The sequence below is a fragment of the Belliella aquatica genome, from assembly GCF_014637795.1.
Taxonomy (GTDB): Bacteria; Bacteroidota; Bacteroidia; order Cytophagales; family Cyclobacteriaceae; genus Belliella; species Belliella aquatica.
The window spans coordinates 65,239-81,196 of sequence record NZ_BMFD01000017.1 but is presented as its reverse complement, the minus strand read 5'-3'; the positions used below and the strand labels follow the sequence as shown (position 1 = coordinate 81,196).

Here is a 15,958-nt window from a genome sequence, read left to right as displayed (position 1 = left end):
GGGTCAACATCCGCCGGAATGTCAGTCGAATCTGGCCAATCAGGCCACTTTCACTAAACAAAAACATTCCGATTCTGAGGGGTCAACATGCTCCGGAATATCCAAATGCAAGCTTCTAACCGTGCAGTATTATGGAATATTGCTAAAGAAGCTTACCCAGGATTCCATATCCTACATATCGAAAAGGTATAAAGATCAACTGTAACACTAGCAAAATGATGAATCAGAACACACAAATAGCCTGTCCCAATTGTCATAGCAAAATTGATGTCCAAAACATCCTTTCACATCAGTTGGAAGAAAAGCTAAGACTTGAATTTGAAAGTAAAATAGAAGTTGAAAAATCAACACTTCAGCAGCAGTTAAGTGATTTTGAAAAGGACCGAGAAGCCTTTGAAAAAAGCAAAAAAGAAGGAGAAAGAATATTCCAGGAGAGGCTCGAGGCAAAACTAATCGAGGAAAAAAGAATCCTAGAGATTACGCTTCGAAAAAAAATCGGTGAAGACGAGCAAGAAAGAATAGCACTCCTGCAACGTGAGCTAGTAGATAAATCTGAGAAGCTTAAGGAACTCAATAAGACCAAGGCAGAAATTGAGATTCTCAAGCGAGAGCAGATAGAGATCAGAGAGCAAGTGGAAGCTGAAGCTCAAGTTACTATCAACAAGATTCTCTCTCAAGAAAAAGAGAAAATCAAGTTGCAAGAAGAGTCCAAAGTTGAACTTAAAATAAAAGAGCTCCATAAGCAACTTGAAGATCAAAAAAAGCTAACGGAAGAAATGAAGCGTAAACAAGAGCAAGGTTCTATGCAGCTTCAAGGAGAAGTACAGGAGTTAGCTATAGAAGAATGGTTGATTTCTAAATTCCCTCTTGACACCATCGAAGAAATTAAGAAGGGAGCCCGTGGAGGAGATTGCATCCAAATCGTGAATAGCAGGGCGTCACAGAACTGTGGCAAAATCTATTACGAGAGCAAAAGAACGAAGGACTTTCAGACAACATGGATTGAGAAATTCAAATCGGACATGAGAGAAAAAAGTGCTGATATCGGTGTCATCGTCACCGAAGCAATGCCAGCTGGATTTGAACGAATGGGCATGATTGAAGGTATTTGGATTTGCTCCTATGAAGAATTCAAAAGTCTATCACTTGTGCTACGAGAATCGATTATCAAGTTAAATCAAGCTGTCGCTACGCAAGAAAATAAGGGTGATAAAATGCACATGCTCTATGATTTCCTCACAGGTAATACATTTAGGCTACAGGTAGAGGCCATCGTGGAGGGCTTTACAGGCATGAAATCAGCACTTGATTCCGAAAAGAGATCCATGCAGCGAATTTGGAAAGAAAGAGAAAAACAGATAGAAAAGGTGATCGAAAACACCATCGATATGTACGGGTCTATCAAAGGCATCGCTGGATCTGCTGTCCAATCAGTCGCAGCATTGGAGCTTAATTCTGGAGCAGATTTACTTGAATAATTTTTTTACTCTTACGGTAATTTTTTAATTCAATCTGAAGGTGTAACCCAATTTTTTCACCTTCACTTTTTTTCAAAGTACATCCCCCCTAGCATGCTATAAAAATGATTAAACTTGGAGGATTATAGGGATTGAAATATCATATTTCTCAACCAATCACACCTCCTAGTTGATCAAAGATCTCTGGGATCATATCTAACCGAATACTTTTCCCAATCAACTCCGAGAAGTGAAGTGCCAATCAGTTCACGAAAATTGATCTGATCAACCGATTCCATAAACCAAATTACCCTTAATTCTGAGCTCCACTTTTCAGGCTCCATCTTCTTATAACACTTCCAATAGGCAATGCCGTAGAATAAGGGCAATTCATTATTGATCACATGCTCGCTTGGCTGATGAATGTATGTTGGCACTTCATCTTTTTCAAATTTACGTTTCAAAAAGTCCAGAATCTGTTGGTTCCCTTCACGATCGGGCTCACCTTCTATCATATTCTCATAAGTCAAGTGAAAGGAAAAACTTTGCAATTCAACTTCTCTACCTGTTGGCAACACACTGGAGATAATCTGCCTATCATATATACTTTGAATTTCTTCAACCTCTATATCTTCAAATTCTTCAAAAATCATTTTTGCTACAGTGATGACCGTCTGAAGTTCTCGGCCTTCCATGATTTTTTCTACCTTTTGCCCATCAGATTTTTGGGACATTGTAATTCTAAATTTCGGCATAATTAGCTCTCTTTAATTCGAAGATAACCTTCTTCTGTAATTGTAAATATTTTTTTGACAGTCCCTAACGCATCATTTAATAATACACCCGATAAATACCCCTTGTATCCGCAAGATGTATTTACGTTGATTCCCTTACCTTTATAAGTGACTGTCGTTACGGGTAAGTGTCCATGAACAAAGGTTTTGCCACGCCAGAGGGGTTTATAATCATAATTACAAAAGAGCTCGTTATTTGATTTCTCTTGCATGCTTTCCCCTTCTGTATCTCGCAAGACAGCATGACAAAATATGAAGTTTTAAGATTCATAATAACATGGAGTGGAAGATAAGAATTGTTTGATATGTTCTCTTTGAGATTCTGAAAGCTCTTGCCATTCTCTAAATGACGCTTCCGACTGCGTATATTCAAAACTTAAATCCCCTAATACTTCCCCTATAGCAAATAAAAGTGAAGGGTTTGCTACGATATCTATTAACATTTGATCATGATTCCCCCGAAGAAATATCCAATCTGGATGCTTCTGCTGTGCTCGAATTAAGATTTCCAATGTCTCCATTGGAGAAGGTCCCCTATCAATGTAATCACCCAAAAAAACTGCTTGAACAGAAAGTTCCTCCGCTAATTTGACTGCTCTTTGAGCCGCTAGGGCACAACCATGGATATCACCAAAAGCCAGTATTAATTTCATTTGAATTGGATGATTTTTTCAGTTTGTTTCAGCATCTGTTAAAAAACTAGAGAGCTTTTTTTCGAAGTTTATTATCTGTGGATAAGAGAAAAGTATTTTTGAAATGTCTAATCCAGCATTTTTTAAGCCATCCGCCATAGTCTCAGGTGTTAGAAATTTTTTGTCCAAAAGCAGGGTTATCAAAGCTTTCAAAAACGGTTTATTTTCCATCAAAATAGATTCTGCCAATTGACTGGCCTTTTCTATACTATTGGAAACCCATGTAACATTGGCCTCATTTTCCGTCAGCAAATCTCCTCCCCCATTGTATTGCACTTGGTAAGCTGCATCAAAACCAGAGACACTTCCCTCCCTACTTGCGATAACAAGATTTTTGGTTGCTGCTTTAATATCCCAAGCACAACCTCTCGTTAAATTTTCAGTACCAAAAATCAGTTCTTCTGCTTTCTTTCCCGCTAATTTTACGGCTGTCTCTCGGATTAAATGATCATAGTTTTCAAAATTCATCACATAGTCTCCTTCCATATAGCCTCCATTATTAAAGTCTGATGAGGCTATAGTGACTTTTCGAGGCAATCTTTGAAATAAAACACTATATACAACAGAATGACCTGCCTCGTGTGCAGCCGTAACTGCCATATCTTGAGGATTGAATTTTTTCCTTTTGGCCTCCCTTACAGGCAAAAAAAGCTTTTTACTAACCTTTTGCCCTTCCACGTTTTGTAGCACAAGGGTATCGTCCTGAACTGTTAGGGAGATATTTTCATTGGCGTGAAAGGGTATTTTAGGGAGCAACTCAACAAGACTACTTTCGATCAAAAATCGTGTCGTAGATCTTAAAGGTCTAAAACCCTGAGACGGTGTAACACCTTCTTCAAATAAAAGATCTTCAATTCCCTGATCAAAACTCAATTTACAGCTAAATGCATTTTCAAGTTTTTTGAATATTTGATTTAGCTCTTTTTGAATAAAATCACGATAAACCTTCCCACTTATAGAGGGATAAATTAAATGAACATTTCCAAGTCTTGCGATCTCTTCAAATCTAAACCTTGTCTTAAGGCCCTCTTTTATCGAACTAAAAGTGATTTTCTTACTTTCTTCATGAAGAAAATCAGGATCGTGGTCAGAAGACACGAGCTCACTCATGAAATAAGCCTCATCTAAATTCCCGAGCACAAAAATCAAAGATTTTGAAAAATCTAACTCCTTGGCTGCATTGGACTTTCTATCAACTTTCTTAATAAACTCTAATATTTCGTGGCCATTCATTTGAAATAAAAAATCTCTAAAGAGCGCTTTATAAGGGAAATCTTTTCGAATGTAGGCATGTATTTTATTTAAATCATTTTTTGGAACAAAATCTCGCTCTTCCATTTCTTCAGAGGAGTTGTAGCGCAATCTTTCTGACGAAGACATAATATTTTGATAAATCACCCAGCCTTCAATGACTTTGCCTTTTTCTACTTTTACTCCCCTATTCAAACATACTTCAAGTCCAACACAAAGCTCATGAATGTCATCAAACTCATGCCAACTCCCTGAAAAATTAAACTTCCCAGAATCTAAAAGTTGCCATATCATCCTATCAGTTGGATTTTCGAGCTCCTTTTGATTTTGGTCCATCGTTTTTGCATGTTGGAACTCATCAAAAATAAAAACACAAGCATTCCCACTTAAAGAATACATTTTTTCCAATAGACCAAGCATATCATTTGTATAATTCTTGCTTCCCAAGTTAAAAAAAACCACATTTTCTTTATTATTCCAAAGTTCCAAAAAGCGGTTGACTAGGGAAGTTTTTCCGACACCAGTCATTCCCCAAAGGTTTACCACCAATGGTCGTTGTTGCACAGATGCCATACTGCACCAAGGAGTTGTGGCTTGAATAAAACTGTCTATAATATCATCTAAGCCAATAAACTCTTGCTTCAATGTTTCTTTAATCTTGGTCAATTTCAAATTGATTTCCTGTATGTTCTCCATGTTATTATATTTTTGAACAAACTTATCTGAAAAAGTACTGCTCTTTGGATAAGTGCAAGGTTGCAATTCGGATAGTATTATAAAATGAATAGATCAGATTACCAGGAGTTCGCAAGTAATCTTAATCTAGTACGGCTATCATTTTGATTAACATATTCAATACCTACAATATCATTCAAATTGAAATCCCCACTCCTACTGTTTAAAGAAGAGAGTTTGAGATTTTCCAACAGCGTAGAAATATTTTCATCTTCATAATTGAATGGTTCACGAAATAGAAGCACTTTCAAAGCGCTCACCTGATCCATATCTAAAATTGCAGCATGATCTTTCCAGGGAGAAGTCAACAAATTAAACCATTCCTCTACTTCCAAAGATGTTCCTATTTTGTACAAGGGAATTAAATCTGCTACACTTGGTGATTTATGGCTTGAAATAATTGACTCTAAATGCCCACGATATTCCCGAAGATTATTTTTCTCTATATAATTTCCGATAGCAAAAATCATCATCATCGGCCCAAATCTGGCAGGATAAAATAAATAATTAGCGATACAGGATTGAACTCTAGCCTCAGAAATATTTGGCTTATCGAGGACTTCAATAGCATGGTCAAAAAAGGCTTTTAAGGCCTTTCTAATTTGCCTAAAGTCAGATTCGATTCTTATTCCAGATAACACAGCACTTAATCTCCCAATACCCCAAAAACGATATTTTAAAATCCATTCCATAAAAAAGTCCAGGGGATGGTTTGCTCTTGCAATCATAGAATTTTGCATAGATATCATTTTATTATCGAGACTAAACTGGATATCAAATGCTGGATGAAGTGATTGAAAAAATGGCAAATACATCCGAGTGTGATCCTTCTTTAATAAGAATTCAATGATTAATGGAGACAAATAAATCTGAATCTTGTCAGTATCTAAATTGATCAAATCATCATCATAAGACACATAAGGACTACTTTCAAATAAAAATACATCAACTGATTTGTTTTGATCAAAAATTAAATCGAACCATTCGAAAATGAGCTGATGGATGTAATGAACTGACTTGATTTGCAAGTTACTTTCAAAATATTCATTATCCTCCCAAACTTCTTCTTGATCCTCAGGATCATCCTTCCATTCAGAAGGGGGAATTAAATCTCCTTTGAGCATTTCAAATAATTCAGGATAGCGTAAATAATAGTTTACATCTATAGCTGAAGTATCTGAGTCGTCTTGAAAATAAGGTAATATTGATTTGTAGTGCCTGTGAGAGAAGGACGGGAATAAGCTATTTGACATAAATACAGAAGATTGATTTAACCAATCTTCAAATCTATTTGAAAAACTCACATGATTTCCAAGTGTGCAAGGTTGCAATAACCAACTATCCGACCGTTAGAAAATTAGGAAATAAATGGATTAATTCAGCTTTTGGTAAAGAAATATAATTTAAAATAAGTAAGCATGGTCATGCATAACTGTTATAACTTCACGTCGTAATACCCATTTTCTAATTGTTCCTTTATTAATCTGTAAAACAACGCTTTGCTTTCAAAAGAGCTAGGCCAAAATTTATTGTTATAAAACCACAATAGATCAGCAACATCATCCTTTTCTAAAGCGAGACAATCCAAATACAATTGAAATCGCTCCTGAGAAAAATATTCATCTTCTTCTTCGTTATCAATTGTAGTTTGAGTTTTAAACAATTCTCTTTTTTCATAGGGAAAACCATTAATCATGTACTTATGGTGTTCGCAATAGTAAACAATCAAATTTATGACTTCTTCTTCAATCAATTCTGCAAACTGAATTTCATCATTGCTTGCGATATTTAGTTCATGAAATTCAGCCGCTAATTCAGCGATTTTTTGTTTTACATCTTCTATATTCATATATAATCACACATTTTAAAATCACTGTTAATAGATGAAGTCCACTGTGAAGCGACAGGAAGTATTTGATCTATAAATATTCAATTCATCAAAATTCACACTATTTGCGAATCAAGCAAGTCTGTTAAGTTGTTGAAAATCATTCAACCTTTCCAGATATAGTTGCTTCACAAAACGGAGATAAATAAAGGATATGATTTGCTTCAATAAATCTTTATCCAGTTGGAAATCAGGATAGATAGTTCTAAAACCTAGGCTTTTCAAAATCGGCAACTTGGGGTAGAACCTTTTTTCAAATATGTCCTTACTTACAAAAGCTGTACCTCTTGGCTCTCTCAATCCTACAGCGTAATTTTTTTAATAAGCTGTCTAAAATCTTATTTCAATCAACAAACTTTTTTTTGGTTTAGCAATTTTTCAATTTCAGAAAGTTTGAATAAATACTTATCATATTCATTCTACAACTTCTAAATTGAATTTTAGACTATGAGGGATTTTTAAATAAGTATATGCTGTCTACTTCTATTACTTTTTATTAAATTATAAGATCTATTTACTAAGTCCTATACCACCATGAATTTTAAAAGTAAAGATCTATATTAAAAAATGCAATCATTTATAAAGAGGAACAAGTCGAAAAAGCGGACACTTAATCGCACCATACAGGAATTGAAATCTGTTTTATTAAGATCCTGAGGTATATGATGCTGGCTCTAAATCTCACCATGCTGGAATTAAAATATTAATACGCTTTCTGCTTGATCGTATATCAGACCCTCTGAAATGGAATGTTTTTGATTAGTGAAAGTGGCGTGGTTGACCAAATTAGACTGACATTCAGGAGGATAACCTGTCCCGCTAGCGGTATTGCCCCCCATCTGACGATTTAAATTGACCCCCGGCTGGTGATGTAAACTGACCCCCGTCAAAAGTTATTTTTCCGGAATGAAGTAAAAGGATATTTTGAAGTATAGTCTGTCCCGATTCTCGGGATTGACTCTTCTGATCAATGGTTTTGGTTTTTTAGTAAATCCTTAACATAACGGTTCGAATTGTGCCACTCTTTTCGATCTAAATATGCCAGTATGAACAATGAAATCTTCAAAATGCTTGAAGATTCAGTTTTGATATGCGTTAAGGGTTGGATTTCAGCCCCTAACGCAGTTGAGAAGTTTGATATTGACGATAAATTGGAGATTCTGGAACGTAACTTTTCCAGAATCTAGGGACTTACTCCTCTCTACAAGAAATTAAAGGTAAGTCTATTTATCTATCGTCCCGTCTGCATTAGAAGAGGATTAGTAAATTTTAAGGTGAAAAACACCCTATTAGGGCGGGATTTTGGTTTTTGATTGAAATTAGAAAGCAAGTTGGGATTAGTTGATGGAATTGAAAAGGGTATTGATAATTTAGGGATGACTAATCAGGATTGGAAATCAGGTTAATTTGAGGGATTTTATTTATGTTATTGAATAATTATTTCCAGCCTTTATTCACCAACATCTTCAGTGCATGAAGCTGTGAAATATGGTCATCTTTAAATAATGATACTGCCTTTAGTTTTTGTTTTTTACTAGCTTATTCCCTAGTTTATTCCCTAGTTTATTCCCTAGTATACTCCTTAATTACCCAGAATCCTGATTTTTTAGAACCTTCTCTATGTATAATTCCACTTTTTTGCATTTTAGCCAAGTTATACTCTACGCCTTTGTCAGAAATTTTCAGGGAAATAGCCAACTCCTTGATTGTAATATCAGGTCGATTTTTTATCAGGTCGATCATCTTTATGGCTGTTTTACTAAGGGTAATTCCTCCATTTCTATTCTCCATAGTCCTCTCCACAGTTCTGTGTAGTATTACTGTAAACATCCCATCTGTTTTAAATAGAGGTTCGGGAAGTTTTGCCTCCTTCATTAGATCTTTAATTCTACCTATTCCAGAACCAACTTGCTCTACCATTCGTATTCGTACAAAAAGACCAAATATCAAGGGATTCCGGCTGTGGCTTTTGGTTCCAAAGTCAGCCAATGAAATTGCACTGGTCAAGCCTCCAGGATTACTAATTTCCACTCGGTCTTGAAATAATTCAACAGTGATTTTGGCACCTTTATCGTAATAGTCTCTGTGGGAAAGTGCGTTAATAATCGCTTCTTTTAAAGCTGTTTCGGGAATTTCCCAAATCTCTTTTCTAGGACCGCTACCTTCTATTTCATATCGAACGTTGAGTTTACCTTTAAGCCATTGCATAGCAAGTTGATACTGATTCATCAATGGCCCGCCAAAAGTCTTATCATCAATAATCTGAGTTTTGTTATCTTTTTCAAAGGCGATGCAACGTAGCACGGCAGTTTCAATAAAATTCTCTGGGGCAGAACCAAAAAACAAAACTCCACCATTTTTAAAATTTCCATCTTCTAAAACCAGCCTCAAGTTTTGTATAATCTGAACCTGAGTTATTGTTTTTGACAATCCACTTTGAAACCTAAACTCTTCAAACCATTTATGATCAATATCACTTTGAAGTTTAAAACCAGAACAAGGAGCTTCATCAAAATAGATGCGATCCGATTGCTGAAAGAAATCGCGCATTTGTTCTACAGAGGTGAGCTTTTGTGTATTAGGACCTTGTCTGACATATATGGCTCCGGATATCACATAAGGTTTTTGTGAACCACTGTTTACTTCAATGACCCAAACTGTTTTTCCTTCTACCATAACAGGATAGAAGTCTGTAGCTAGATGGGGATTGATCTCATTGATCGAATTTTGGATAGAAGATCGTTTTGCGTTATCAATGTCAACTCCATGAATGACATTATCATCTCCAACACCTATCAACAAAACACCTCCAGCTGCATTGGCAAATGCACAAATCTCCTCAGTTATTTCTTTCAATTTGTTAGGTACACGTATTTTAAACTCTGCGTTGTAACCTTCTCCAGATTGAATAATACTTTGAATAGAGGAGGATGTAAGTTTGGTTTTCATTTAAAATAAATCTTTTTATAGATACAATTTACTTTTGTTCGAGATCAAAATTATGCAGAATAATTTAATCTGTGAAAAATACAAAATGAAAGATGGGAAGCTTTTGGGGCTATCCCATCTTATTTTAATGTTATTTCGACCAAGAAAATAATATGAAGTAAGTTAAGAATGATTTTTTATCCTGACACCCACCCTATCATTGCCCAGCTTTTAAAAATGATTACCAAAGACAAAAACCCTTATATCGATTGCTATCAGTAAGTCCCAAGGAAAAAAAAGTCTATCATTGTTGCAAAAAATGATGAAGTTGACCCCCTTCTGACGATTTAAAGTGACCCCCAGCTGGTGATGCAAATTGACCCCCGGCTGGTGATATAAATTGACCCCCGTCAAAAGTTATTTTTATGGAATGGAGTAAGAGGATATTCCGGAGCATAGCCTGTCCCGATTATCGGGATTGACCTCCCTGATTAATGTTTTTTTAGCGTATTCTAAACAAAACGGTTCGAATTGTGCCACTATTTTCGGTCTAAATGTGCCAGTATGGACAATGAAATCTTCGAAATGCTTGAATATTAAGTTTTGATTTGCGTTAAGACTATCGTCTCTACCCCAAAAAAAACTCCGACAATTTTTGACACAATCAAGCATCATCCGGTCATCTTTTTATAATATTACTTAGTTTTAAACAAAAATACCTTTTTCAATGGCTAAGCAAGTAGCAGCAAAAAAACAAAAATCCATAGAAGAGAGTCTTTGCGACTCGGCCAACAAACTCCGGGGCACAGTCGAATCATCAGAATACAAGCATGTGGTCTTGGGTTTGATCTTCTTGAAGTTTGCCTCTGATAAATTTGAAGAGAGAAGAAAGGAACTGATCGAAGAGGGTAAAGAAAAATACCTGGAGATGAAGGAATTCTACAATATGAAGAATGTCTTCTTTCTCCCCGAAGAAACCCGTTGGTCAGCAATCATCCAACATGCCAAGCAAAATGATATAGCCTTGCGGATTGATACTGCTTTGCATACGGTAGAGAAAAAAAAACCTTCACTCAAAGGAGCACTGCCTGACAACTACTTTTCCAGGCTCAATATGGATGTCAGCAAGCTCGCTGCCTTACTCGACTCTATCAATAATATCGATACACTCAAGGACAAGGAGCAGGATATTGTGGGCCGTGTGTATGAATATTTCTTAAGTAAGTTTGCTTTGGCAGAGGGAAAAGGAAAGGGAGAATTCTATACCCCAAAATCGATCGTCAACCTGATCGCCGAATTGATAGAACCCTACAAAGGCATCATCTATGATCCTGCTTGTGGTTCTAGGGGGATGTTTGTCCAATCCATCAAGTTTATCGAAGCCCATCATGGCAATACCCGTGAGGTTTCCATCTATGGGCAGGAATATACGGCTACCACCTACAAGCTTGCAAAGATAAACTTGGCCATCCTTGGGATAGCTGCCAACCTCGGTGATGTACCTGCGGATACCTTTGGCAAGGATCAGCATCCTGATCTGAAGGCCGACTTTATCATGGCCAATCCTCCATTCAACCAAAAAGACTGGCGCGCAAGCAGTGAACTTACCAATGACCCTCGCTGAATGGGTTATGAAGTCCCTCCTACCTCCAATGCCAATTATGCCTGAATCCTGAATATCGCTTCCAAGCTTTCGGAAAATGGAGTAGCAGGATTTATTCTAGCTAATGGAGCCCTTTCAGGTGGTGGGGAAGAATATAAGATCCGGAAAAAGTTGGTAGAAAATGGCATGGTAGAAGCGATATTGATTTTGCCTCAGAATATGTTTTACACCACCAATATCAGTGTGACGCTTTGGATATTGAATAAAAATAAGAAAGCTAAAATAGTACAGCTGCCAGAGGAAATCAGAAAGTATAGGGATAGAGAAAAAGAGGTGCTCTTTATGGATCTAAGGCAGACAGGTATCCCTTTTGAGAAAAAGTTCATCCAGTTTTCTGAGGATGACATCATTAAAGTTACCGAAACTTATCATATCTGGCAGTCTCAGAGATATGCTGAGGAATACGAAAACATTCCTGAGTACTGCTATGCTGCAAGCTTGGAAGAAATCAGAGCAAAGGATTACTCCCTTGTACCTAGCAAGTATATTGAATTTGTCAATCGGGATGAAAACCTTGATTTTGATGAAAAGATGAAGGCTTTGCAAAGCGAATTCAAAGAACTACTTGAGCAGGAAGAGGCTAGTAAAAAGGAGTTACTTGAGGTGTTTAAAACTTTAGGTTATGAAATTGGATAAAGGATTAAATCAGGTAGCACTTGACATAAAGCATATCCTTCTTCAAGCAAGACAAGATGCTTACAAGGCAACTGCTTCAGCTATGATAGATGCATATTGGCATATTGGTAAGCGAATTGTGGAAGAAGAACAAGCAGGGGCAGATAGGGCAATCTATGGATCAAATTTAATCAATCAACTTGCTGAAGAACTTGGAAAAGGGTTTCGTGCCCGATCACTTAGAGATTTCCGTCAATTTTACCAGACCTTCGGTAATTTAGAAGATTTGGCACACATGTGTGCCAATTTGAATTGGTCACATTTTAGATTGATTATGCGTATTGAAAATGAACAAGCTCGGAACTATTATCTGAAAGAAGCGACGGTACAAAACTGGTCAGTCAGAACACTAGATAGAAATATTTCTACGCTTTACTACCAAAGATTAATTTCATCGCAGAAAAAATCAATCCTTCAGGAAGAGATGGAACAGCAAACTGCGGATTTGAAGCAAAATCCAGATGATTTCATCAGAAACCCGGCTGTTTTAGATTTTTTGAATTTACCGACAAGTAAGTCTTACACTGAGCAAGAATTAGAACAATCTTTAATTAATAATTTACAACAATCCCTGCTTGAACTAGGCAAAGGGTTTTCATTTGTCGCAAGACAAAAATTAATCAGAACCGAAACGTCTGAGTTCTATATTGATCTGGTATTTTATAATTACATGCTCAAATGTTTTGTTTTGGTAGAGTTAAAGACTCACCGCATTACGCATCAGGACATTGGACAATTGGATATGTATGTGAGAATGTTTGATGATTTGGAACGACCTGAGGGGGACAATCCTACCATTGGCATATTACTCTGTACTGAAACTGACAGTACCATTGCTAAATATTCAGTACTGAATGAAAGTAAACAGCTTTTTGCAAACAAGTATCTCCCTTATCTACCATCAGAAGAAGAATTGGTTGCTGAAATAGAAAGAGAAAAAATGGTCATCAAACAACAGCTGGGGAAATGAGAGAGACTTATAAAAGAATAGGTGATTATATCCGACTTGTTGACGAGCGAAATAAAGGACTTAAGGTAAAGAATCTTTTGGGTTTAAGTATATCAAAGGAATTTATACCGTCCGTGGCCAATATTATCGGTACTGATATGGAAAAGTACAAGATTATCCGCACGGATCAATTTGCTTGTAGTGTGATGCAGGTTAGACGGGATAAAAAAATGCCTGTGGCTCTTTTACAAGAAAGAGAGGAAGCGATTATATCTCAAGCCTACCCCGTTTTTGAGATAAAAGATAAATCCAAATTGATTCCTGAATATCTGATGATGTGGTTTACCCGATCTGAGTTTGATAGGGAGGCTTGTTTTTATGCCGTAGGTGGTGTGAGGGGAAGTCTTGAATGGGAGGATTTTGAAAACATGAAGCTCCCCATCCCCTCCATAGCAAAACAGCATGAGATCGTCGCAGAATACCAAGCCATAGAACAGCGCATCCAAATCAACCAAAAACTGATCGAAAAACTCGAAGAGACCGCGCAGGCGATTTATAGGGAGTGGTTTGTGGAAGGTATTGATAATAGTACTGAGAAAATAAAACTCAACAAGCTAGTTCAAACTCAATACGGGTATACCGAAACAGCATCTTCAGAAGTAATTGGACCAAAGTTTTTACGTATAACAGATATAGCTCAGAATCAAATTGATTGGTCAAATGTGCCTTACTGTAAAATTTCAAATAACGACTTTGAAAAATACAGATTAAAGCCAGGTGATATAGTTGTTGCGAGAACGGGTGCAACAGCAGGGTACGGCAAAAGATTACATAAACATTTTCCTGACTGTGTTTTTGCTTCATTTCTTGTAAGACTTATCCCTAATGACATAAAATGGAATTTATACCTAGGACTTATTGTCGATAGTCAAAATTACAGAGATTTTATCCTATCAAATGCAGAGGGTTCTGCACAGCCACAGGCAAATGCAACACTTCTTTCATCTTTTGAAATTGACAAACCAGATGAATCAAAAATTTTGGAATTCAATATAATTGTAGAGCCGATATTTGATTTAATTGAAATATATCAATTAGAAAACCAAAAACTGTCGGAACTGAAAGAGCTTGTATTGGTAAAAATGGCTACATCTAAAAATTATGAATTATGAAAAGATTAGATCCTTTTAAAGGATTTCGTGAAAGTCGAGAAGAGTTCAAAAAGGCTGTACCATCAAAAGTTTTTTATAATCATTTTTCAGCTATTGCAATGAATATCACTGAATCAAAGGATAAATACGATTTTAAAAATATCAACTATTACAATACTTTAAAAACTAAGAATCCAAAATTTGATATTGACCAATGCAGGAAGTTATTGTGGAATGCATGGAGTACGGAATATGCATTGAATATTTCTGCTGGTGACGGGCTAGATGATTATTACAGAGTTGCCATGCACTGGCACTTTCCACAAGCCTACTATTCAGTTTATTTAGCTATGACTGCATTTCATGAAACTCAAGGTACTGCTAATGATCAACATGAAAAATCAATAAAGATTTTTTCAGAATCAGTGAAACACGGACATTATCCAATGGCTGTCAGTTTTTATGCAGAAGGCGGACACGAAGATTTCAGCTATCACAACATGTCTGAATACAAAGGTAAAAACAATGATTTTCAGTCATTAACGAAAGTTAAAAACTTAAAGGATGCCCATTATCAAATCGTAAGCTTTCTTAAATCAACCAGAGAGAAAAATGTAAAAGACAAGAGAAAAAGAGCTGAAACTGCAAATTCTAAAAATAAATTTTTCCAAAATGGAAAGGGTGAATTACTTAAAAACTTCAAAGCTAAGCACTGGAATAAATTATATGAATCTATTCCGCAAACTAGCTTACTTAATATCATGTATAGGTTAAGAATTAAAGCCAATTATCATGATATTGAAGCATTCTTGAATGCAGAAATTGACTTCCAATCCTTTCATAAATGTTTATGCCAAATAGTCGGGTATATAAATCTAGTTCACGAGGCGTACATTTTAAAAGCAATTGGCAAAGCGGATTACGAGAAAGTTTTAAATGGATTCAATCAAAACTTATGTAAGGATTTGTCTCTTAAAAGGTATAACTCTACCTTGATAAATTTATAAAAAATGAATGAAGAAATTGAACTAATTAACAAATTAGGTAATTTCCAACTAGTGGAATATTTCCAAGATGGTGTGATTTCACGCGCCACAAGGGGGAGTTTTGATAGTCAACTTTACTCTTTAGCTAGGAACAAACTTATAGCTGACAAATCAATTGAAAAGTTATTACCAGAATGGATAAGAACCCAGAGGACAATTGATCAATTTTGGACTTTTATAAAAGGGAAATTTAGCACCTACCAAGAACGTAGACAATATTTGTGGGAAGAGTTTAGTCCAGTGTTAAATTACTTGGAAACAAAATTCACAACACCGTTAGAACAAAGTATTGTTTTTGATGAAGCACATATTCATTCTCAATGGCAAAAAGCTTTAGATCGAAAAATTTCAGAACCAGAAGGGGCTATAACATCTGCAAGATCCTTGGTTGAAAGTGTACTGAAATATATTTTAGATGAACAAGAAATAGAATATAATGAAACTGCTGATTTGCCAGAATTATATAGAGAAGTTGCAAAATCGTTGAATTTAGCGCCTGAACAGCATCAAGAAAAAATATTTAAACAGATTCTAGGTGGAGCAAGTGGAGTTGTAAGTGGATTAGGAGCATTAAGAAATAAATTAGGAGATGCACATGGGAAAAGGAAAATTAGTGTCAAACCATCTGAAAAACATAGTGAATTAGCAGTCAATTTAGCAGGTTCAATGGCTATCTTTTTGTTCAAAACATTTAAGGAGAGGACATAATATTAATGGTCTTGATCCCTA

Annotated in this window: 12 protein-coding genes and 1 pseudogene; 6 read left to right on the top strand and 7 right to left on the bottom strand. The window is 36.0% G+C overall.

The genetic code is table 11. The features are described from left to right. Nucleotides 1–215 precede the first annotated feature (215 nt). Nucleotides 216–1,478, top strand: a complete 1,263-nt coding sequence (locus tag IEV57_RS17045; RefSeq protein WP_229744552.1) for a DUF2130 domain-containing protein — start codon at nucleotides 216–218, stop codon at nucleotides 1,476–1,478. 173 nt (nucleotides 1,479–1,651) lie between these two features. Here IEV57_RS17045 and IEV57_RS17040 read toward each other — a convergent pair whose 3' ends face one another. The 7 genes from IEV57_RS17040 to IEV57_RS17010 all read right to left on the bottom strand — a co-directional run bounded on the left by IEV57_RS17040 (nucleotide 1,652) and on the right by IEV57_RS17010 (nucleotide 9,766). Then, nucleotides 1,652–2,212, bottom strand: coding sequence for a hypothetical protein (locus IEV57_RS17040; RefSeq protein ID WP_188444252.1), 561 nt, complete (start codon nucleotides 2,210–2,212; stop codon nucleotides 1,652–1,654). Between the two features lie 2 nt (nucleotides 2,213–2,214). Next, nucleotides 2,215–2,463, bottom strand: a complete 249-nt coding sequence (locus IEV57_RS17035) for a hypothetical protein (protein WP_188444251.1) — start codon at nucleotides 2,461–2,463, stop codon at nucleotides 2,215–2,217. A gap of 48 nt (nucleotides 2,464–2,511) precedes the next feature. After that, nucleotides 2,512–2,904 (bottom strand): metallophosphoesterase, encoded by a 393-nt coding sequence (locus tag IEV57_RS17030; RefSeq protein ID WP_188444250.1) that lies wholly within the window; start codon nucleotides 2,902–2,904, stop codon nucleotides 2,512–2,514. An 18-nt stretch (nucleotides 2,905–2,922) separates the two neighbouring features. Then, nucleotides 2,923–4,890 carry a hypothetical protein gene (locus tag IEV57_RS17025; protein ID WP_188444249.1) on the bottom strand — a complete coding sequence of 656 codons (1,968 nt, stop codon included), beginning with the start codon at nucleotides 4,888–4,890 and terminating at the stop codon, nucleotides 2,923–2,925. 98 nt (nucleotides 4,891–4,988) lie between these two features. Further along, nucleotides 4,989–6,182 carry a hypothetical protein gene (locus IEV57_RS17020; RefSeq protein WP_188444248.1) on the bottom strand — a complete coding sequence of 398 codons (1,194 nt, stop codon included), beginning with the start codon at nucleotides 6,180–6,182 and terminating at the stop codon, nucleotides 4,989–4,991. A gap of 182 nt (nucleotides 6,183–6,364) precedes the next feature. Continuing rightward, a complete protein-coding gene (locus IEV57_RS17015; protein ID WP_188444247.1) occupies nucleotides 6,365–6,778 on the bottom strand; it encodes a hypothetical protein in 414 nt (137 codons plus the stop codon). Nucleotides 6,779–8,380: 1,602 nt separating this feature from the next. Further along, on the bottom strand, nucleotides 8,381–9,766 hold the full coding sequence (locus tag IEV57_RS17010) for an AlbA family DNA-binding domain-containing protein (RefSeq protein ID WP_188444246.1): 1,386 nt from the start codon (nucleotides 9,764–9,766) through the stop codon (nucleotides 8,381–8,383). Between the two features lie 706 nt (nucleotides 9,767–10,472). Between IEV57_RS17010 and IEV57_RS17005 the strand changes: the two are divergent. The 5 genes and pseudogenes from IEV57_RS17005 to IEV57_RS16985 all read left to right on the top strand — a co-directional run bounded on the left by IEV57_RS17005 (nucleotide 10,473) and on the right by IEV57_RS16985 (nucleotide 15,937). Next, nucleotides 10,473–12,044 (top strand): annotated as a pseudogene (locus IEV57_RS17005) (type I restriction-modification system subunit M). After that, nucleotides 12,031–13,053, top strand: coding sequence for a PDDEXK nuclease domain-containing protein (locus IEV57_RS17000; RefSeq protein WP_188444245.1), 1,023 nt, complete (start codon nucleotides 12,031–12,033; stop codon nucleotides 13,051–13,053). Before IEV57_RS17005 ends, IEV57_RS17000 begins: the two are co-directional and overlap by 14 nt. Beyond that, nucleotides 13,050–14,204, top strand: a complete 1,155-nt coding sequence (locus IEV57_RS16995; protein WP_188444244.1) for a restriction endonuclease subunit S — start codon at nucleotides 13,050–13,052, stop codon at nucleotides 14,202–14,204. The genes IEV57_RS17000 and IEV57_RS16995 overlap by 4 nt, the downstream gene beginning before the upstream one ends. Then, entirely contained in the window at nucleotides 14,201–15,190 is a 990-nt protein-coding gene (locus tag IEV57_RS16990; protein ID WP_188444243.1) for a hypothetical protein, read from the top strand. The genes IEV57_RS16995 and IEV57_RS16990 overlap by 4 nt, the downstream gene beginning before the upstream one ends. Before the next feature lie 3 nt (nucleotides 15,191–15,193). Then, nucleotides 15,194–15,937 carry an abortive infection family protein gene (locus tag IEV57_RS16985; RefSeq protein WP_188444242.1) on the top strand — a complete coding sequence of 248 codons (744 nt, stop codon included), beginning with the start codon at nucleotides 15,194–15,196 and terminating at the stop codon, nucleotides 15,935–15,937. Nucleotides 15,938–15,958 lie beyond the last annotated feature (21 nt).